The sequence below is a fragment of the Pseudomonas sp. V88_4 genome, from assembly GCF_029967985.1.
Classification (GTDB): Bacteria; Pseudomonadota; Gammaproteobacteria; order Pseudomonadales; family Pseudomonadaceae; genus Aquipseudomonas; species Aquipseudomonas glycinae.
In genome coordinates, this window is sequence record NZ_JASCAF010000034.1 from 145,259 (window position 1) to 165,543 (window position 20,285).

At 60.5% G+C, this 20,285-nt stretch carries 19 protein-coding genes and 1 pseudogene; 7 read left to right on the top strand and 13 right to left on the bottom strand.

Annotated features, from left to right (window positions below):
* Positions 1 to 25 precede the first annotated feature (25 nt).
* The 3 genes from QLG12_RS12175 to miaE form a co-directional block, all read right to left on the bottom strand.
* The gene (locus QLG12_RS12175; protein ID WP_236195091.1) at positions 26 to 1,312 is read right to left on the bottom strand and encodes an ATP-binding protein; all 1,287 of its coding nucleotides are present in this window, start codon (positions 1,310 to 1,312) and stop codon (positions 26 to 28) included.
* A complete protein-coding gene (locus QLG12_RS12180) occupies positions 1,313 to 2,020 on the bottom strand; it encodes a response regulator (RefSeq protein WP_282474590.1) in 708 nt (235 codons plus the stop codon).
* A gap of 139 nt (positions 2,021 to 2,159) precedes the next feature.
* Entirely contained in the window at positions 2,160 to 2,768 is a 609-nt protein-coding gene (miaE, locus tag QLG12_RS12185) for a tRNA isopentenyl-2-thiomethyl-A-37 hydroxylase MiaE (protein ID WP_011334764.1), read from the bottom strand.
* Between the two features lie 160 nt (positions 2,769 to 2,928).
* Here miaE and QLG12_RS12190 point away from each other — a divergent pair, with 160 nt between their 5' ends.
* The gene (locus tag QLG12_RS12190) at positions 2,929 to 3,792 is read left to right on the top strand and encodes a universal stress protein (protein ID WP_197867637.1); all 864 of its coding nucleotides are present in this window, start codon (positions 2,929 to 2,931) and stop codon (positions 3,790 to 3,792) included.
* Positions 3,793 to 3,916: 124 nt separating this feature from the next.
* Here QLG12_RS12190 and QLG12_RS12195 read toward each other — a convergent pair whose 3' ends face one another.
* Positions 3,917 to 4,387 carry a DUF1289 domain-containing protein gene (locus QLG12_RS12195; protein WP_039767141.1) on the bottom strand — a complete coding sequence of 157 codons (471 nt, stop codon included), beginning with the start codon at positions 4,385 to 4,387 and terminating at the stop codon, positions 3,917 to 3,919.
* Positions 4,388 to 4,855: 468 nt separating this feature from the next.
* Between QLG12_RS12195 and acnB the strand changes: the two genes are divergently transcribed.
* Positions 4,856 to 7,465: a bifunctional aconitate hydratase 2/2-methylisocitrate dehydratase gene (gene acnB, locus QLG12_RS12200; RefSeq protein WP_108562552.1), complete on the top strand. Its 2,610-nt coding sequence runs from the start codon at positions 4,856 to 4,858 to the stop codon at positions 7,463 to 7,465.
* 67 nt (positions 7,466 to 7,532) lie between these two features.
* On the opposite strand, the gene QLG12_RS12205 is transcribed toward acnB, so the two are convergent.
* The 5 genes and pseudogenes from QLG12_RS12205 to QLG12_RS12225 form a co-directional block, all read right to left on the bottom strand.
* Positions 7,533 to 9,191, bottom strand: coding sequence for a SulP family inorganic anion transporter (locus tag QLG12_RS12205; protein WP_282474591.1), 1,659 nt, complete (start codon positions 9,189 to 9,191; stop codon positions 7,533 to 7,535).
* Entirely contained in the window at positions 9,181 to 9,798 is a 618-nt protein-coding gene (locus tag QLG12_RS12210) for a ParB-like protein (RefSeq protein ID WP_119427308.1), read from the bottom strand. The genes QLG12_RS12205 and QLG12_RS12210 overlap by 11 nt, the downstream gene beginning before the upstream one ends.
* Positions 9,799 to 9,935: 137 nt before the next feature.
* On the bottom strand, positions 9,936 to 11,216 hold the full coding sequence (locus QLG12_RS12215; protein WP_282474682.1) for an HAAAP family serine/threonine permease: 1,281 nt from the start codon (positions 11,214 to 11,216) through the stop codon (positions 9,936 to 9,938).
* A 255-nt stretch (positions 11,217 to 11,471) separates the two neighbouring features.
* Positions 11,472 to 11,642 (bottom strand): hypothetical protein, encoded by a 171-nt coding sequence (locus QLG12_RS12220; RefSeq protein WP_200889791.1) that lies wholly within the window; start codon positions 11,640 to 11,642, stop codon positions 11,472 to 11,474.
* 48 nt (positions 11,643 to 11,690) lie between these two features.
* Positions 11,691 to 11,885: pseudogene (locus tag QLG12_RS12225) on the bottom strand (hypothetical protein).
* Positions 11,886 to 12,157: 272 nt separating this feature from the next.
* Between QLG12_RS12225 and QLG12_RS12230 the strand changes: the two are divergent.
* The 4 genes from QLG12_RS12230 (at position 12,158) to QLG12_RS12245 (ending at position 15,772) form a co-directional block, all read left to right on the top strand.
* The gene (locus QLG12_RS12230; protein WP_007958838.1) at positions 12,158 to 12,541 is read left to right on the top strand and encodes a tautomerase family protein; all 384 of its coding nucleotides are present in this window, start codon (positions 12,158 to 12,160) and stop codon (positions 12,539 to 12,541) included.
* Positions 12,542 to 12,713: 172 nt separating this feature from the next.
* A complete protein-coding gene (locus tag QLG12_RS12235; protein ID WP_197867633.1) occupies positions 12,714 to 13,682 on the top strand; it encodes a 2-hydroxyacid dehydrogenase in 969 nt (322 codons plus the stop codon).
* Positions 13,683 to 13,898: 216 nt separating this feature from the next.
* The gene (locus tag QLG12_RS12240) at positions 13,899 to 14,966 is read left to right on the top strand and encodes a phosphotransferase family protein (RefSeq protein WP_282474592.1); all 1,068 of its coding nucleotides are present in this window, start codon (positions 13,899 to 13,901) and stop codon (positions 14,964 to 14,966) included.
* A 38-nt stretch (positions 14,967 to 15,004) separates the two neighbouring features.
* Positions 15,005 to 15,772, top strand: coding sequence for an SDR family oxidoreductase (locus QLG12_RS12245; RefSeq protein WP_064380507.1), 768 nt, complete (start codon positions 15,005 to 15,007; stop codon positions 15,770 to 15,772).
* A gap of 45 nt (positions 15,773 to 15,817) precedes the next feature.
* Here QLG12_RS12245 and QLG12_RS12250 read toward each other — a convergent pair whose 3' ends face one another.
* From QLG12_RS12250 to QLG12_RS12260, 3 genes are all read right to left on the bottom strand, one after another.
* Complete coding sequence (locus QLG12_RS12250) at positions 15,818 to 16,471, bottom strand: trimeric intracellular cation channel family protein (RefSeq protein WP_282474593.1); 654 nt, start codon at positions 16,469 to 16,471, stop codon at positions 15,818 to 15,820.
* Positions 16,472 to 17,387: 916 nt separating this feature from the next.
* Positions 17,388 to 17,630, bottom strand: a complete 243-nt coding sequence (locus QLG12_RS12255) for a DUF1652 domain-containing protein (protein WP_282474594.1) — start codon at positions 17,628 to 17,630, stop codon at positions 17,388 to 17,390.
* 190 nt (positions 17,631 to 17,820) lie between these two features.
* Positions 17,821 to 19,311 carry a helix-turn-helix transcriptional regulator gene (locus QLG12_RS12260; protein ID WP_282474595.1) on the bottom strand — a complete coding sequence of 497 codons (1,491 nt, stop codon included), beginning with the start codon at positions 19,309 to 19,311 and terminating at the stop codon, positions 17,821 to 17,823.
* A gap of 201 nt (positions 19,312 to 19,512) precedes the next feature.
* Between QLG12_RS12260 and QLG12_RS12265 the strand changes: the two genes are divergently transcribed.
* Entirely contained in the window at positions 19,513 to 19,710 is a 198-nt protein-coding gene (locus QLG12_RS12265; protein WP_282474596.1) for a hypothetical protein, read from the top strand.
* Positions 19,711 to 19,767: 57 nt separating this feature from the next.
* Here QLG12_RS12265 and QLG12_RS12270 read toward each other — a convergent pair whose 3' ends face one another.
* Positions 19,768 to 20,277, bottom strand: a complete 510-nt coding sequence (locus QLG12_RS12270; RefSeq protein WP_197867626.1) for a sigma factor — start codon at positions 20,275 to 20,277, stop codon at positions 19,768 to 19,770.
* Between the last annotated feature and the right edge of the window lie 8 nt (positions 20,278 to 20,285).

Genomic DNA, 20,285 nt, shown 5'->3' on the forward strand with positions numbered 1-20,285 from the left:
TCCCCCTTAGGGGGAGGAAATTCAATTAATCCAGATGCGCCCAGGTCATGCGAAACGACGCCCCGCCCCACGGCGAGTCGCCGACCTCGACCTGCCCGCCATGGGATTGCGACACCCGTCGCACCAGCGCCAGGCCCAGGCCGAAGCCGCCCGTGCGGCGGTCGCGGCTGGCGTCCAGACGCGAGAACGGTTCGAAGATTTTCTCCCGCCCTGCCAGTGGCACACCCGGCCCGTCGTCGTTGACCTGAACTTCGTATTGATCGCCGATGCGCACCAGCGACACCTCGACCCGCTGCTCGGCATATCGGATGGCATTGCGCAGCAGATTGATCACCGCCCGCGCCATGAAACGCGGTTCGATCCGCACTTCGTCGACCCGGCAATCTACGATCAACAGCTGCACCCCGACCGCCTCGGCTTCCAGCGCCACGCTGCCGACCACGCTGTCCAGCCAGTTGGCGGCCTGGATGTTTTCGCGGGTGATCACTGTCGCGCCGCGTTCGAGGCTGGCGTAGGTCAGCAGTTCGGAGACCATTTCTTCCAGCTCGCCGAGGTCGGCGTACATATCGGCGATCAGTTCGCGGTTCTGGCTGGCGTCCGGTTGCTGCTTGAGCTGGTCGAGCTCGAACGACAACCGGGCAATCGGCGTGCGCAGTTCGTGGGAGACGGCGTTGGTGAGTTCGCGCTGATTGGCGATCAGCCCTTCGATGCGCGCCGCCATCAGGTTGAAGTGGCCGGCCAGGTCGCGGATGTTCGAGCGTTTGGACAGCTGGATCCGTACCGAGAGGTCGTTGTCGCCGAAACGCTCGGCGGCGAGGCGCAGTTTTTCCAGATCGCGCCAGTGCGGGCGAACCCAGAAGTACAGGACGATGCCCAGCAACACGGCCAGCATCAGGTAGGCCCCGGCAATGTAGAACGGCATCAGGCTCGGCTCGGGCGGCAGCTTGATGCTGAGCAACTGCGAACCACCGTCGATGTTGCTGATGAACTGGGTGTAGTCGTCGCGGATCACCAACAGATCCTGAGCCAGCTCGGCTTTTTCCTGATCGTTGAGGTTCAGTTGATCAGCCTCGACCAGGCTCAACGTCAGCCCGTAGTGCGGCCGCAAGGCCTCCAGTTGCGCCTCGCGCGCCGCCCCCTGCTGGTCGCGCATGTGTTCGATCAGCGACCAGGCCTGACCGCGCACCGCCTCGCGGTTGTAGGCCTGCATCTGGTTGTCGAGCAACGCGTTGAAGGTGTGTTCGACGGTTTGCAGCGCCGCTACCAGCCCGACGGTCATCACCAGAAACAGCCCGAGAAATAACCGCAGCATCTACAACTCCCACGCGAACGGATTGAACAGGTAACCCTTGCCCCACACGGTCTTGATGCACACCGGTTCGCGAGGGTTGTCCTTGAGTTTGTTGCGCAATTTACTGATGTACACGTCGACGCTGCGGTTGAGGCCATCGAAGGCGATGCCGCGCATGCGGTTGAGAATGTCATCGCGCGACAGGATCTTGCCGGCAGCGCTGGCCAGCAGCCACAGCAGTTCGAATTCCATGGTGGTCAGTTCGATCAGCTCGCCCGCCAGACGCACTTCGCGGCAACTGCGGTCGATGAGCAGATTGCCGAATTCCAGCGAGCTGACCACACCGCTGTCCGGCACCTGCCGACGTTGCAGCGCGCGCAGGCGTGCGAGCAGAACAGGCGGCTTGATCGGTTTGATCACGTAGTCGTCGGCGCCGGACTCCAGGCCCAGAATATGGTCAAGGTCATCTTCCTTGGCCGTCAGGATAACAATCGGCGTGTCCGACACGCTGCGGATTTCCCGGCATACTTGCAGGCCGCTCTGCCCCGGCAGCATCAGGTCGAGCACCACGACTTTGGGCTTGAATTCAAGAAACGCGGCCACGGCCAGATCGCCGCGATGCACCGTGTGCACCTCGTAGCCGTGTTGTTCGAGAAAGTGGGCGATCAGCGCGGCCAGGCGCTCATCGTCTTCCACCAGCAGGACTCTGCCAAAACCCAGGTTATCCATAACAACCGCCGCCAACCCTCAGTGAAGTGGGCGACATTATGGCGGCATTCACAGGCGAGACGCTTATTGCGGGCAGCAAAAACCGGCCACTTGGGCCGGTTTTCGTTGATGTTTCATACTCTTAAGAGTTTTTAACAATTCATGCCGCGACGGGCACACCACTGTGGAAACGGAATTCCTCGTCCGGCGACTCGATCAGGTCCTGCTCGGCGGCGCGGACTCTCTCGATCACCTGGGCGATGTCCTTGGCGTCACCGTACTGGTAGGCCAGTTTCAGGTAACCCTGGAAATGCCGGGCCTCGCTTTTCAGCAGGCCGAAGTAGAACTTGCCGAGTTCTTCGTCCAGATGCGGCACCAGCGCTTCGAATCGCTCGCAACTGCGCGCTTCGATAAAGGCGCCGACCACCAGGGTGTCGACCAGTTTCACCGGTTCATGGCTGCGCACCACTTTGCGCAGGCTGGAAGCATAACGGCCGGCATGCAGCTGGCGCAGTTCGATCTTGCGTCGCTTCATGATGCGCATCACCTGCTCGTGGTGCACCAGCTCTTCCCGGGCCAGACGCGACATCATGTTGATCAGATCGACATGGGAATGGTACTTGGCGATCAGGCTCAACGCGGTGCTGGCGGCCTTGAACTCGCAGTTCTTGTGGTCGATCAGCAGGGTTTCCTGATCGGCCAGCGCGGCCTGGACCCAGGCGTCAGGCGTGCGGCAACCAAGGAATTCGTGGATTTCGGGAAGGATCATGGGGCTCACGGTCAAAAGGTGTTCGAGCGAAGGGCGCCGATTATACCGGCCTGCCCGCAGACCACCAGCGGCCTGCGTTGATATGCATCAAGTCGCAGGCACGGCAGCAACAACTATAGTTGTGCAACGCCGTGCCTTTTCATTGCTGGAGACTCCGCTCATGCAAGCCATTCGCAGCATTCTGGTAGTCATCGAACCCGAACACGCGGAAAGCCTGGCGCTCAAGCGCGCCAAGCTGATCGCCGGGGTGACCCAGGCCCATCTGCACCTGCTGGTCTGTGACAAGAGGCACGATCACGCCGGCATGCTCAGCGTGCTCAAGGCTGCGCTGCTGGCGGACGGCTACAGCGTCACCACCGAACAGGCGTGGAACGAGAGCCTGCACGAAACCATCATCGATGTGCAGCAGGCCGAAGGCTGCGGGCTGGTGATCAAGCAGCACTTCCCCGACAGCCCGTTGAAAAAGGCCCTGCTGACCCCGGCGGACTGGAAACTGCTGCGCCACTGCCCTACCCCGGTGCTGCTGGTGAAAACCGCCGGTTCGTGGAAGGACAAGGTGATTCTGGCGGCGGTCGACGTGGGCAATGCCGATGGCGAACATCGTCATCTGCACACCACGATCATCGACCACGGCTTCGACATCGCCAGCCTGGCCAAGGGGCATCTGCACGTGATTACCGCCCATCCGTCACCGATGCTGTCGGCGGCCGACCCTACGTTCCAGCTCAAGGAAACCATCGAGGCGCGTTATCGCGAGCAATGCCGGGCGTTTCAGGCTGAGTTCGACATCGATGACGAGCATTTGCATGTCGAGGAAGGCCCGGCGGACGTGTTGATTCCGTTCATGGCGCACAAGCTGCAGGCGGCGGTGACGGTGATCGGTACCGTGGCGCGCAGCGGGGTATCCGGGGCGTTGATCGGCAATACGGCAGAGCAGGTGCTGGATCAATTGGAGAGTGATGTGCTGGTGCTCAAACCGCAGGAGGTTGAAGACCATTTGGTGGAGTTGGCGGTGAAGCATTAAGTATTGGGGCGCCTGCAAGGCCGTCATCGCTGGCAAGCCAGCTCCCACAGGGACTTAGGTGTGCACTCCATGGAGAGCTTTAGACCATCATTGTGGGAGCTGGCTTGCCAGCGATAGCAATAGATCAGTCGCCGAGGGCGTCCTTGAGGAAACCGGGTGCGATGTAGCGCTGATAGTGCGCTTCCGACAGCAGGAAAAATTCCCGATCAATGGCATCGCGCAGTTCCGGCAGGTTCCAGTCGCGAAACTCCGGCAGCAATACCATTCCGTAGGCTTCCAGATTAATGATCACCCGCGCGCCCCGGGCGATCAGCTGATACGCCCAGCAATATTCCGATTGATGCGGTACGAAGCGGATCTTGCGCTGTTCCAGTTGCAGGCGCAGGCGCGCCGGGTCGAAGACCTCGACCTTGCTCGCCATCACTTGTGACAGCAATTGTTCAAGACGCAGCCAGACCGCGCGCTTTTCTTCCTCGTTGTAACCGTTCCAATGGATCACTTCGTGGTGGAAACGCTTGCAGCCACGGCACACCAGATCACCGTAAACGGTGGAGCAGAGGCCGACGCAGGGGGTCTTGATGGTCTGATTGGGCATAAATGGGCAAGACACTTGAAACGCGGAACAGGGCGGCATGTTAGCCCTTTGTCCGCCATTCATCACCCCTCAAACATCAGGGGCAAGCGCTGGATCAGGGTTTGCCGCTGCCGCGCACAACGCAACCAAAGTCCAATAGAGCGCGACTTACCTTTAAATTTTTTTTGCCGTAGAATCAGCCAGCCTTTTTAGGCGCCAATGTCCGTTAGAAGCTGTTTTCAAAGCGTCACGAGCACAGTCGTTCCTTCAGAGCGGTGTTGGCGTAGGGTTTTTCCAGCGGGGAAAAGCCCAACGCCAACCCTCATCAGCTCCCCGTTCTGCAGGCGTAAAACTTTGAAAGCAGCTTCTGTAAGGAATGCCCGGTAATTCTGGCTAAGCGGCCCACAACGCCACGCGGCGCATGAGTACGAGCATTTCGGGATGAGCGTCCCGGACACCCATTTGGGACCACTGATGAGGGTAATAACTGTGCTTGAAGCCTACCGCAAACATATCGAAGAGCGTGCAGCCCTGGGTATCGTTCCCCAGCCGCTTAACGCCGAACAAACTGCAGGCCTGGTCGAGCTGCTGAAGAATCCTCCGGCTGGCGAAGAAGCTTTCCTCGTTGACCTGATCACCAATCGCGTACCACCAGGAGTGGACGAAGCCGCCTACGTCAAGGCCGGTTTCCTCTCCGCACTGGCCAAGGGCGAAGTCTCCTCCCCTCTGCTGGACAAGAAGCGCGCTGTAGAACTGCTCGGCACCATGCAGGGCGGCTACAACATCGTGACCCTGGTTGAACTGCTGGACGACGCCGAGCTGGCGCCAGTGGCCGCCGAGGAACTCAAGCACACCCTGCTGATGTTCGATGCCTTCCACGACGTGGCTGAAAAAGCCAAGAACGGCAACGTTCACGCCAAGGCCGTGCTGCAATCCTGGGCTGACGGCGAGTGGTTCAAGAAGCGCCCTGTACTGGCCGACAAGATCAGCCTGCGCGTCTTCAAGGTCACCGGCGAAACCAACACCGATGACCTGTCCCCTGCCCCGGACGCCTGGTCGCGTCCAGACATCCCGCTGCACGCCCTGGCCATGCTGAAAATGGCCCGTGACGGCATCGTTCCGGACGAGCAAGGCAAGACCGGCCCGATGAAGCAGATCGAAGAAATGCGCGGCCAGGGCTTCCCTATCGCCTACGTCGGTGACGTGGTCGGTACCGGTTCCTCGCGTAAATCGGCGACCAACTCGGTACTGTGGTTCTTCGGCGACGACATCCCTTACGTGCCGAACAAGCGCGCTGGCGGTTTCTGCTTCGGCAGCAAAATCGCTCCGATCTTCTACAACACCATGGAAGATGCCGGCGCACTGCCAATCGAGTTCGACGTATCGAACATGAACATGGGCGACGTGATCGACCTGTACCCGCACGCTGGCAAAGTCTGCAAGCACGGTACCGACGAAGTCATCACCACCTTCGAAATGAAGACCCCGGTCCTGCTGGACGAAGTCCGTGCCGGCGGCCGTATCCCGCTGATCATCGGCCGTGGCCTGACCGAGAAGGCTCGCGCCGAACTGGGTCTGCCAGCGTTCGATCTGTTCAAGAAGCCGGAAGCACCGGCCGAAAGCACCAAGGGCTTCACCCTGGCGCAGAAAATGGTCGGCAAGGCTTGCGGTCTGCCAGAAGGCAAAGGCGTTCGTCCTGGCACCTACTGCGAACCGAAGATGACCACCGTAGGTTCTCAGGACACCACCGGTCCAATGACCCGTGACGAACTGAAAGACCTGGCGTGCCTGGGCTTCTCCGCTGATCTGGTGATGCAGTCCTTCTGCCACACCGCGGCTTATCCAAAGCCGATCGACGTGACCACCCACCACACCCTGCCTGACTTCATCATGACCCGCGGCGGTGTTTCCCTGCGTCCGGGCGACGGCATCATCCACTCGTGGCTGAACCGCATGCTGCTGCCGGATACCGTCGGTACCGGTGGTGACTCGCACACCCGTTTCCCGATGGGCATCTCGTTCCCGGCCGGTTCCGGTCTGGTCGCGTTCGCCGCTGCCACCGGCGTCATGCCGCTGGACATGCCGGAATCGATCCTGGTGCGCTTCAAAGGCAAAATGAAACCTGGCATCACCCTGCGTGACCTGGTTCATGCCATCCCTTACTTCGCCATCCAGAACGGTCTGCTGACCGTCGAGAAGAAAGGCAAGAAAAACGCCTTCTCCGGCCGCATCCTGGAAATCGAAGGCCTGGAAGGTCTGACCCTGGAACAGGCGTTCGAACTGTCCGACGCCTCGGCCGAACGTTCGGCTGCCGGTTGCACCATCAAGCTGTCGAAAGAGTCGATCACCGAGTACCTGCAGTCCAACATCACCCTGCTGCGCTGGATGATCGGCGAAGGCTACGGCGATGCGCGTACCCTGGAGCGTCGTGCCCAAGCGATGGAAGCCTGGATCGCCAACCCGCAACTGATGGAAGCCGATGCCGACGCCGAATACGCCGAAGTCATCGAAATCGATCTGGCCGACATCAGCGAGCCTGTACTGTGCGCGCCGAACGACCCGGACGACGCCCGTCTGCTGTCCAGCGTTGCTGGCGAGAAAATCGACGAAGTGTTCATCGGTTCGTGCATGACCAACATCGGTCACTTCCGCGCTGCCGGTAAACTGCTGGATCAGGTCAAGGGTCAGCTGCCAACCCGTCTGTGGCTGTCGCCACCGACCAAGATGGACGCTCACCAACTGACCGAAGAAGGCTACTACGGCATCTACGGCAAGGCCGGCGCCCGCATGGAAATGCCAGGCTGCTCGCTGTGCATGGGTAACCAGGCACGCGTTGAGCCGAACAGCACCGTGGTGTCGACATCGACCCGTAACTTCCCGAACCGTCTGGGCGACGGCGCGAACGTCTACCTGGCCTCGGCCGAGCTGGCGTCCGTTGCTTCGATCCTGGGTCGCCTGCCGACCGTCGAGGAGTACATGGAATACGCTGGCAAGATCGACAGCATGGCGGCCGACGTTTACCGCTACCTGTCCTTCGACCAGATTGCCGAGTTCCGTGAAGCTGCTGCGAACGCCAAGATCCCTGTCGTTCAAGCCTAACGCTGCAACGCAATGAAAAACGCCGCCCATCGCGAGATGAGCGGCGTTTTTTTATGCCCTCTGACATTCAGGCATTGAGCTTGAGTGCCTGCTGAACCGCCTCATCCACACTCAAACCGCTCAACAGCACCTGCTCGCGTTCCAACTCTGGCAATTGCGCCAGCACGATCTGCGCCTGATCTTTGAGGCGCGCCAGAATCAACAGTTTGTCCTCGGCCCGCACTTGCAGGAAGAACGCTTCCAGCGCTTCGATGCTGGTGCCGTCCAGGTCCGGTGACTCCTCCAGACTCAGGATGATCGTGTGCACCGCCGCCGGCGCATGACGAGCCAACCGCAGCGCGCCGCCGAGAATCCGTTCCACGTTGGCAAAGAACAGCGCTTCACTCGGCCGCACGATCAGCACGCCGGGGATTTCCCGGGCATCCGGATGACGTTGCAGATCGACATAATCGTGACCGCCGCCCATTTGCCCCAGCACCTGAATTTCCGCCGAAGACATCTGCTTCAGCATCAGCACCACGCTGATCGCCACCGCCAGCAGCAAGCCGTCGAGCACGCCCAGCACCAGCACCGCTGCCACCGCGCAGATCACCAGCAAGCGATCACGGCGCCAGATGAAGTAGCGGCCCAGCGGTTGCAGGCTCAACGCTCGTCCCAGGGCGTGAATCACGATCGCGGCCAGCACAGGTTCCGGGGTCAGGGCGATGTACGGCAGCACGGTCAACACGATCAGCAACACCACTGCCGCGGCGACAACGCCCGCCAACCGCGATGTAGCGCCCGCCGCTTCATTGGCCGAAGTCGCCGAATACCCGGCCCCGGCGGGCATGCCGTGAAACAGGCCCGATAATAGATTGGACGCGCCAAGAGCCAGCAGATCGCGGTTCGAGGAAACCCGGTCACCGTGCTTCAGGGCAAACGAGCTGATCGACCCATAGGACTCGGCGTACAGGATCATCACCATGGCAAACGCCAGCTCGCCGAGGCGCAGCCAATCGGCAAACGGCATGTTCGGCAGCTGTGGCATCTCCAGCGCCAGGTCGATGACTCCGATCAGCTTCACCTCATAGGCCGGCAGGTTCAGCCATTGGCTGGCGGCAACGCCCAGCGCCACGACGATCAGCCCACCCGGCACCCGACGAAAGCGGGCGCAGGCCATCAGCACCAGCAACGCCACCAGCGCTACTACAGCACCGGCCAGGTTCCATTTTGGCCACTGCTCGATCAGTTGCGGCAGGAAACGGATCAGGTTGCTGTCCGTGAGGTGGATATCGACGACGCTCGCTACCTGTTTGAGGATGATCGTCACCGCCAACCCCAGGGCAAAGCCGCGCAACACCGGTTTGGCGATGAAGGACGTCACACTGCCGAGCTTGAATAACCCCGCCAGCAGAAACAGCACACCGGTCATCATCACCAGACCGACCGCCAGGCTCAGGCGCAATGCCGGATCCCCGCCAGCCAGCGAAGCCGTCGCAGCCGCCAGCACCGCCGCCGATGACGACGTCGCCGAGACCACGGCAAAGCGGCTGGTGCCCATCAACGCGTAACACAGCAGCCCCGCGAACAACGCGATCACTCCGGCCTGGGGTGGCAGAGCGGCAATGCTGGAATACGCCACCGCTTCAGGCAGCAACAGACCGGCAATCGACAGCCCGGCCAGCAGGTCCTGACTGCGACTGGGTACTTCGGGCCGGGAAGCGGTACTCAGCGGTTCAGTTGACAATCGGCCCCACCCACCCTGGCAGATACCGAGCCTCCTGGCTGCGCGCCAGGTTCATGGCTTTGGTCTGCAATTTGGGACTGAGGTCGCTGATCTGATCGCTGGCGATGCGGCTGCGAAAGAAATCCGCCCAGAGAAACTCGCTGTAGGGCGTGGCGTCCTTGGCGTAGCCACCGGCCCGCCGCAAACGTCCGGCGAGGCTGCGATAAGGGTCGTCCTGCAGATCGGCAATGGACTTGGGAATGGCTTCAAAGGTGCGCCTGACGCCCCGACCGTCGTAGGGGTGCGCCCACTGGTTGAAGTTCATCACGTTCCAGAAGGTTACCGTGTCGACAAACGAAAGATCCTTGAGCACCAGCAGCGAAGCCTTTTTGACCTCTTCCTCAATCAGCGCAAGACCAAAGTGATGGTGATCAACGATGTAGTAGACGCCTTCAGGCCCAAGCACACTGGGGAACCAGTGATTATCCAGCGCTGCCGCCCGCTCCTTGCGTTTGAGCTTCTTCCATTCCTGACGCTTGTCGGCGACTTCAGCGAGGCCCACCGTAAGCTGCGTGGGATGGAGTTTTTCCAGTTTGGCGCTGATCAGTTGCGGTCGGGCTCGGGGCATGAGGCATCTCCGGGAAAAGTGCCTTTCAAGCGTAGCCGTTTATGCCTTGAGAAGTGTGCCCTGGATCAGGCATCGGGGAGGATTTGCAGAAAACGGGAGCGCATGGCTCGCCCCCGTCTGGTACTGCCGGACTGGAATCAGGCAGTCAGCGAGTAGATCAACGCCGAAATCGCCACCAGACCCACTGCGGAGACAAACACGTTCGACATCTGCCCACGATAACGGGCCATCGCCGGCACTTTGCGGATCGCGTACATCGGCATCAGGAACAGGATCGCCGCGATGACCGGGCCACCGATGGTTTCAATCATGCCGAGGATGCTCGGGTTCAGGGTCGCCACGATCCAGCACACCACCAGCATGAACGCCGCCACGATGCGGTCCAGCGCCTTGGCGCCAGGACGCTTGCCACTCTTGACGATCAAGCCCTTCAGGCCTTCGCTGGCACCGATGTAATGGCCGAGGAACGACTTGGAGATCGCCACAAACGCAATCAGCGGTGCCGCGAACGCGATGGTCGGGTTGCTGAAGTGGTTGGCCAGGTAAGACAGGATCGACAGGTTCTGCGCCTTGGCTTGCGCCAGTTGTTCCGGCGACAGGGTCAGCACGCAACTGAACACGAAGAACAGCACCATAGCCACCATCAGCAGGTGCGCGCGGGACAGGATCTGCGAGCTGCGCTCGTCAGCGTGGACGCCGTAACGGCGCTTCTGATCCACCGCAAATGCCGAGATGATCGGCGAGTGGTTGAACGAGAACACCATCACCGGAATCGCCAGCCACAACGTGTGCAGCAGCGCCGACGGTGCAGGCACTTGCGAAGCGGTGGTCAGGATGCCGCCGTTCCAGTGCGGGATCAGGTACACCGCCAGGAACAGCAGCGCAACGATGAACGGATACACCATCAGGCTCATGGCCTTGACGATCACTTGCTCGCCGCAGCGCACCACGGCCAGCAGGCCGAGGATCAGCACGAACGACAGCAGCGCGCGCGGCGGCGGCGTGATGTGCAGTTGGTGTTCGAGGAAACTGGCGACCGTGTTGGTCAGGCCTACGCTGTAGATCAGCAGGATCGGGAAGATTGCGAAGAAGTACAGCAACGTGATCAGCGCGCCGGCCTTGATGCCGAAATGCTGCTCCACCACGTCAGTGATGTCGGCGCCTTCGCGACCGGAGAGCACGAAGCGGGTCAGACCGCGGTGTGCGTAGAACGTCATCGGGAACGCCAGCAGCGCGAGGATCACCAGAGGCCAGAAACCACCCAGACCTGCGTTGATCGGCAAAAACAGGGTACCGGCGCCGATGGCGGTCCCGAACAGTCCCAACATCCAGGTAGTGTCATGGCGATTCCAGCTCGACAGTTCGGCTGGTGCTGCCGCTTCAAAGCGTTGTTCGACGCTATTGGCCTGATCATTCATCCGGTCGGATCTCCGCATTCCGGTCACTTGCCACTCGGTCAGGACGCGTCGGAAAAAACCGACAGACATGCTCCGGCCGAAACAGGGGCGCGATTCTCCGCGATAAATGAGCAGAAGCAAAGACTTAGCTGAGGAATGGTTATGCGGAGCAGATCGGAGGCTTGTCGTTTTTGGGAAAAAGCCTGTCGGCGCCAGATACGCCACATGTCGTTTTATGGCATGCGCAGGCGCCGAATGTGCCATGGGAAAACCCGATCAGATCGATCGGGCCAATATGAAGCCGAGGAACATGCAAAAGATGCCCAGACCCATCAACGCCCAGATCGGGCGCATTTCTTTCCTGTTTTTGATGCGTATTTTTTCGGCCCACTCATCGTGTTCCCGTTCCAATTGTTCCATTCTGGCTTTGGCGTCATAGGTGCTCATGTTGATTTCCTTTTGGGTCATGTGTCTGAAGATTGCGAAAACGAATGCTCAAAACTTGAAGAAGACGCCCGCCAATGCCGCGCTTGCCGTCAACACGCCGGCCACAACTGCGACTGGATAAAAATACGTCTCCCACCTCAGCTTCTTTTCTTCCGCCAAAAGCTTTTGCCTTTCAGCCACCAGCTATCGCGTTTCGTTATGCAGCCTGTCGAGTTCCAGGTTTTCACGGTTGTTCTGAAGCATTCGCCTTCCTTGGCTGATGGCAATTTCCGTCCGGGTTGCCGCTCCGTCCTGAAGAGCGCATCACGTCATGCTCTCTATGGTTCCGCGCTTCTCCCCCGCCGTATAGCGGATGAGTCCGGCGACACTCGTAGGCAACATCCGTAAATCCCGCAGGACGGTGCGTCCATTTCCTAACGTTTTTAAACAACCTCACCGACTGGCATTTTTCGGCTATACCCAATGGCGAATTGACTGACATACCCGTCCAGTCCCCTCGCCTGTGGAGCCATCCCATGCCTCTCGTCCGCGTCGACATCAAGAAAAACCCGGACCCGACGTTCGCCAAACGCATTGGCGAAGTGATCTACGCCGCCCTGCGCAGCGAGATCAATGTGCCGGAACACGACAATTTCCAGGTGCTGGCCGAGCACGACGACCAGCACTTCGTCTATGACCCGCAATACCTGGGGATCCAGCGCAGCGATGGCATCGTGTTCATCCAGCTGACCATCAGCGAAGGCCGCACCGTGGAAATGAAACAACGGCTGTTCCAGACCATCGCGCGCAACCTGAACCAGCAGCTGGCCGTGCGTCAGGAAGACGTGTTCATCAATCTGGTCGAAGTGAAAAAAGAGAACTGGTCATTCGGCAACGGCATCGCCCAGTACGTGACCTGATTCTGTGACTGCGAGCGCCGACATCATCTTCTGACGAACCACCCGCGCGCTCCCCGCATCAGCTCCTACACTGCCTGATGCGGGGCCGCGCCAGCCATTGCCAAACCGCTCTGGAATCAGCACTCTGAACCGACTTTTGCGCCCGAAGACCGACGATCACAGGAGCCGAGCAATGCCCGCCACCGTTCTGGTACTGGTTGAAACCATCAATGATTATTTGCCGATTCTCGAACGACAGGGTTTTCATCTGATTCTCGCGCCGACCCCAGCCGAACGCGCGCAAGCCATTGCCACCCACGGGGCACGGATCGACGCGGTACTGACCCGTGGCCCGCTGGGCTTATACGCCGAAGAAATGGCAGCATTGCCCGCGCTGAAAATCATCTGCGTGATCGGCGCCGGTTACGAGCAGGTCGACCTGCAAGCCGCCAGCGACCGTGGGCTGACCGTGACCAACGGCGCCGGCGTCAACGCTTCGTCGGTGGCCGACCACGCCATGGCGATGCTGTTGGCGCTGGTGCGCGACATCCCGCGCTGCGATGCGGCGGTGCGTCGGGGCGAGTGGCCGAAGATCATGCGCCCTTCGCTGGCCGGCAAGCGCCTGGGCATTCTCGGGCTGGGCGCAGTGGGGATGGCGATTGCCAAACGCGCGGGCCTGGGCTTCGACATGGAGATCAGCTATCACAATCGCCAGGTGCGCAGTGATGTGCCTTACGCGTTTTGTTCAACGCCGACCGAACTGGCCCGGGCATCGGATTTTTTGGTGGTCTCGACACCCGGTGGCATCGGCAGCCAGCATCTGGTGACTCGCCCGGTGCTGGACGCCTTGGGGCCAAACGGCTTTATCGTCAACATTGCCCGCGCCAGTGTGATTGCCACTGCCGACCTGATCAGCGCACTGGAGCAACGTCGAATCGCCGGGGCGGCCCTCGATGTCTTCGACCACGAGCCGCAAGTGCCCGATGCGCTGAAGAATCTGAGCAATGTGCTTCTGACCCCGCACGTCGCCGGCCTGTCACCGGAAGCCACCCAAGGCACCGTGGAACTGGTGGGCAAAAATCTGGTGGCGTTCTTTTCCGGGCAACCGGTGCTGACGCCGCTCCAGTTGCCGCCGAAACTGAACAATCAGCGCGTGCACTGAAGCACGCCGGGCAACATTCAAGACGCCGGGATTCGACGTCTGCCGAAATCATGCCAGACGTGGCGGCGTTGGGCGGCGGCCTGACACGCCCATTCCCAAAGTTGATTACCGTCCAACACGCTAACCTATAAGACCGAGCCGCGCTTGTGACCGCCTGAGCGCGCCATTAGATTAGCCAATGATGTCTGGCCTCCAAAATAAGCAGAAGGGATAAGCATGGCGCTTACTGACCAGTCCACCCGTATCCGCTCGGGCGAAGAACTCGATGCCAGCCTGATCGATCCGTACCTCAAGGCGCACATTCCGGGCCTGACCGGCACCCCGCAGATCAGCCAGTTTCCCGGCGGCGCGTCGAACCTGACCTACCTGCTGGAATACCCGGACCAGGAATTCGTCCTGCGCCGTCCGCCGTTCGGCCACAAAGCCAAATCCGCCCACGACATGGGCCGCGAATTTCGCATCCTCAACCAGTTGCGCGACGGCTTCCCGTATTGCCCGAAAGCCTATGTGCACTGCACCGACGATTCGGTGATCGGCGCCGAGTTCTACGTGATGGAACGGGTCAAGGGGATCATCCTGCGCTCGGACCTGCCGCCGGAACTGGGCCTGGACGCGACCAAAACCGAAGCCCTGTGCAAGAGTTTCATCGACCGTTTCGTCGAGCTGCATCGGGTCGACTACCAAGCCTGCGGTCTCGGCGACCTGGGCAAGCCGGAAGGCTACGTCGCCCGCCAGATCAAAGGCTGGAGCGAACGCTACGAGAAAGCCCTGACCCCGGACGCACCGCACTGGGAACAGGTCAAAGCCTGGCTCAACGACAAGATGCCGGCCGACCACCCGACCTCCAGCGTCGTCCACAACGACTACCGCTTCGACAACGTCATCCTCGACCCGAGCAACCCGATGCAGATCATCGGCGTGCTCGACTGGGAACTGACCACCCTCGGCGATCCATTGATGGACCTGGGCAACACCCTCGCCTACTGGATCCAGGCCGACGACCCGGCACCGGTGCAACTGATGCGCCGCCAGCCGAGCCACGCCCCGGGGATGCTGACGCGCCGCGAATTCGTCGATTACTACGCCGAGCGTTCGGGCGTCCAGATCGACAATTTCGACTTCTACTACACCTATGGCCTGTTCCGTCTGGCCGGCATCGTGCAGCAGATTTACTACCGCTTCTTCCATGGCCAGACCCAGGACAAACGCTTCGCGCAGTTCATTCACATGAACAAACTGCTGGAGCAGATGAGCCTGCAGGTCATTGCCAAATCCAGCCTCTGATGACGGCGTTATAACAAGGCTTACTACAAGGGAATCCCATGTCCAAGACTCAGTTGTTCGACCTCGACGGCAAAATCGCTTTCGTCTCCGGCGCCAGCCGTGGCATCGGTGAAGCCATCGCCAAACTGCTGGCCCAGCAAGGCGCCCACGTCATCGTTTCGAGCCGCAAACTCGAAGGCTGCCAACATGTGGCCGACGCCATCATCGCCGCCGGCGGCAAGGCCACCGCCATCGCCTGCCACATCGGCGAAATGGAACAGATCAGCCAGGTCTTCGCCGGCATCAAGGAACAGTTCGGGCGCCTGGACATCCTGGTCAACAACGCCGCGACCAACCCGCAGTTCTGCAACGTGCTGGACACCGACCTCGGCGCCTTCCAGAAAACCGTCGACGTGAACATCCGCGGCTACTTCTTCATGTCGGTGGAAGCCGGCAAGCTGATGCGCGAAAACGGCGGCGGCAGCATCATCAACGTGGCCTCGATCAACGGCATTTCGCCGGGGATCTTCCAGGGCATCTACTCGGTGACCAAAGCCGCCGTGATCAACATGACCAAGGTCTTCGCCAAGGAATGCGCGCAGTTCGGCATCCGCTGCAACGCCCTGCTGCCGGGCCTGACCGACACCAAATTCGCCTCGGCGCTGGTGAAGAACGACGCGATCCTGAAGCAAGCGCTGACGCAGATCCCGCTCAAACGCGTAGCCGACCCGAGCGAAATGGCCGGCGCCGTGCTGTACCTGGCGAGCGATGCCTCGAGCTACACCACCGGCGTATCGCTGAACGTGGACGGCGGTTTCCTGTCCTGATCCGCTTCTGAGGCAAAACAAAAGGCAGCCCAAGGGCTGCCTTTTTCATGCCCCCAGCACCTTCGGCAACTGCCAGCCGAAATGCACCGACAACAACCGCAACAACAAACACCCCGCCCCGGCCAGCAGCGCCGCTGCCACCGGCGGAACACCCAGCCTGCGCCCGACAATCAACACCGCCGCGCCAACAAACGCCGAACTGGCATACAAGTCCGCCTGCAACACCACTGGCACTCGCGCCAGCACAATGTCACGCAGCACCCCGCCACCGACCCCGGTAATCGTGCCCATCAGCATGGCCACAAACGGCGAGATGCCGAAATTCAAGGCCTTCTGCGCCCCGGCCACGGCAAACAACGCCAACCCCGCCGCATCCAGCACGATCAGCGTCGAACCGGACCAGCCCAGCACTTGTTCATGAAAAACAAACGCCACCCCGCCCATGGCAAACGCCAGCGCCGGATAACGCCAGTCCGCCACAGCCTTGGGCGGCGTCGCGCCGATCAGCAGATCACGGGTCACCCCGCCACCGAGCGCAACGATGAACGCAATCACCATCACCCCGAGCAGATCGAGCTGACTGCGCATCGCCGCAATTGCGCCTTCAACCGCAAACACCGCCGTACCGACCAGGTCGGCCACCAGCACAATCCACTCGACCCGCGCCTTCAACGGCGCCCGGCTTATTGAGTGACGCAACGGGTCTTGGTGATGTGTCGAGTCACTTGCCCGTCGGCATACGCATCACCGGCGACCTCGGTATTTTCCATGACCTGACAAGTCCGCTCAGGTGGCGGAGGCGGCGCGGCTGGCGGAGGCGGTGGAGGACTGGCACAACCACTGAGCAGCACCAGACCGAAAGCCGACAGCAGTGAAGAACACTCGCGTTTCCCAGGATTGTTCATAGGATGACCCGCGATGAATGGAAGAAAACTCCCGTCGCCGAGCAGGACAACACCCGGTTATGGAAACCGAACCACTCATTCCTTATAGACCAGTGGGGGGTGAGTGCCAGTGAAATGGTGGGTTTGGGGGGAATTGGCTGTCGATTTTGGGGTGGGTTTACAGAATGGATCGTGGGTTCCGACAAATCGGGGAAAGCCTCAAGATGCCAGCCCTCACCCCAGCCCTCTCCCGGAGGGAGAGGGAGCCTACGGAGTTGTTCATTCGAGTTACATCGACCTGAACCATCGAGGCGAACTCAAGCTTTGAAGAACACACAAGTCGGCTTCGCGCTCCTCACCACTCAACACGATGAGCGTTAGCTCGAGTAAGGCTTTTGACGTGCTGGCCCCGTCGGCAGGCTGAGTGGAGGGATTGATCCGGGGGTGGGAGCGCAGCGACCGTTTGGCGAAGCCAAACACATCGAGAGGAGGTGCAGCGAAGCAAACCGTAGGCGATGCCCCCGGATCAATCCCGGAGCGAAGGAACCCGAGCCACAGCGAGGGCCGTACGTCAGGGTAAAGCCTTTTGGGTTACCTTTTCGCTGGGCCGGCACTCCGGCGTTTGGAAAAGGTGACTCGCCGTAAGGGCGAAACCGCCAGCGGCTGCACCCGAAGAAACGGATATTCACCCAAACCGAACAAGAACCTGGTCGGCCCAAAGGCCGCCAAGTTCAACTGGGCGAACGCAGAGAATTACTCTCAAGCTCATACCGCAACTCACCAATCAAAGCATCCACCGCCTCATCCGTACGCAAGGCATCCAGACTCAAACCACTGATCACCAGATCAACCTGCCCTGAAGCCGGGTGATACAGCTTCACAGTCAGCGAATGATCCCCATCCACCACACACTCACAAGCCAACGGCGAAAAACTGCGCTCAAGCCGAGCCCGCAACTGCGCCAGATAAATCATCGCGCCAGCTCCGACAATCGACGCAACACGCCAGGTTCAATGACAAACAACACATTCATGGTCAAATCCATTAACAACGACGGAGGGGACACGATCACGAACAAAACCCGCATCGCACTCCACCAGACTAAGAACAGCCCGCTCCGCCAGACACCCGAATTTGCACCCCATGAACTAGTGCATTTGCACCTTACCGCTGTCCCCGGCTGCTGCCCGAGAACAACCCACGCTCGCGAGCCCAGACAATCGCCTCGCTTCGACTGTGCACATCGAGCTTCGAATACACCGTCGCTACATGATTACGCACCGTGTTCGGCGCCAGCTTCAGCCGCGCAGCAATCTCCTTGTCCGCCAGCCCCTCACAAATCAGCGCCAGCACATCACGCTCCCGGGCCGTCAGATCGGTGAACGACACGCTCGGCAGCTGCGGCGAGTTGACCTTCTTCACATTGGCCAGTTTTTCGATCAACGTCCGACTGAACCAGGATGCATCCTTCATCACCTCTTCAATCGCCGCCACCAGCTCAAGCTCGGTGCGCTTGCGCTCGGTGATGTCCATCAGCACCAGCAGATAGCACTCCGCGTCCTGGATGTTGACCGTGTCGGCGGACACCGCGCACTCCAACAGCTCGGCGTCTTTCCTGCGGATCCGCATATCGACGCGGTCAACCCGGCCGGTTTTCTCCAGTGCCGCCAGTAACCGGGCGCGTTCCGCCGGTTCATCGATAAAGTCCAGTTGCGCGACGGTCTTGCCGAGCACGTCGTCGCTCTCGTAAGCCAGGGTATCGAGAAAGGCTTGATTGACGTCGATCAGCCGCTGCTCATCGGCGCTGCAAATCAGGATCGGTACCGGCGTCAGGCGAAAGGCCTTGGCGAACCGCTCTTCACTCTGGCGCAGGGCGACTTCGGCCTTATGCCTGAGCTCCATGTCGACGAACGAAAACAGCATGCAATCCTCGTCATTGAGCACCAATGGCTGCCCCGCGACGATCACCTGTTTACTGCCACCGTCCGGCAATCGCAGCTCCGCCTGCATCTGCGGGATCGTCGCTACATCGCGCAGGCGCTGGATCGCCAGGTCCTTGCGCTCGGCCTGTTCGAGAATATCCAGCTCATAGGTCGAGGCGCCGATCACCTGATCGCGGGTGTAGCCGGTCATTTCCAGAAACCCCGGATTGACCTTGATGTAGCGCAGGTCGCTGAGGCGGCAGATCACCGCCGGCGCCGGGTTAGCATTGAAGGTCTTTTCGAAACGCTGCTCCGCGTTGGCCCAATCGGTGACGTCACTCATGATCAGCACCAACGACTCGATGTCGCCGTCCCGATCGGTCAGCACCATGCTGCGCACGCTGTGCACCCAGGTGCGTTCTTCATCGCTGCGCGGGGAAACCTCCACCAGCACATCACTGAACGTTTCACCGGTCGCCACACGGCTGATCGGGTATTGCTCCGGCGTCAACGTGTGGTTGTTGCGATAACGCAAATTGAAGCGCTCGACGTACTCCCCGGCGTTGTTGCCAAGCTCGCCGATCCGGCTGACGCCATGCATCGCCAGCGCGGCTTCGTTGGCCCAGAGAATTGTCTGGTCGAGCTCCAGCAGAATCACCCCGTCGGACAGGCCGGCAATGATCTGCTGCAACTGGCGGCGATTGGTTTCGGTGGTCAGGACGTCCCGGCTCATTGGTTCTCCACAAGTTCGCGCATGTGAAGTTTACGACCGCAGGCCGTTGTGATCGTGCCGACAATCTCGGACACGCCGCAATCTCTGTGATCCGTAAGGGTGCGCGGACATTCGCGCGCCGACGGTTTCTCGACTAACGTCATTACCTCATCGGATTGAGCCCCTGCCAGCCACACCGGGCTCTTGATCAAGGAGAGACTGATGACATCCCGCCGCCTCATCGAACAGACCTATCGCAGCTGGTCCAGCCCCATCCTGCTGGAGCTGAAAAAGCGCGAGCACGAGATGGCGCCGGCCGAACGTCAGGCGCTCGAGAATGTGCTGGTGGAAAGACGATTGCTGGACGTTGGCAACCCGAACGGCAGTAACCGTCGCAAGGGTTCGGCGATAAAGGAATAACACCTCCCCGGCCGGTACAAAAAACTGTGGGAGCGGCTCGCTCCCGCAGGTGCCCGGCTACAGGATATTGGCCGAAGCCTGCAACCCTGCCAGCTTGTCAGGGTTACGCATGATGAAGATCCGGTTCACCCGCCCTGCTCCATCGAACCCGAACGTCATCGAAGCGGTGATGAGGCCGTCCGCCTTGATAACCACGCCTTGCGCCCCATTGATCAGCCGTTCGAGTATCAGTAAAAACGCGGTGGACAGCGACGCACTGAGTTCATGCATGTGTTCGGGCGACTGGTGGTGAGTGGTGTGAATCGGTTCCGGCAGCCAGGTGCCGACATAGTCGACACGGGACTTGTGCGCCGAGCGCAACAGGTCGATGCAGTGGCGGATGCAAGCGGTGGTCAGCCACGCGGCCGGTGTGGTGATGGAGGCCTGATCGGCCTCCAGCCATTTGATAAACAGCTCTTGCACCGCATCCTCGGCTTCCGCGCGGGAACCCAGAATGCGGTACGCCAGCCCCAGCAGAAAGGGTCGTCGCTGCTCGAACACAGCGACGGTTTTTTCAGCGAAGTTCATCGATCAGT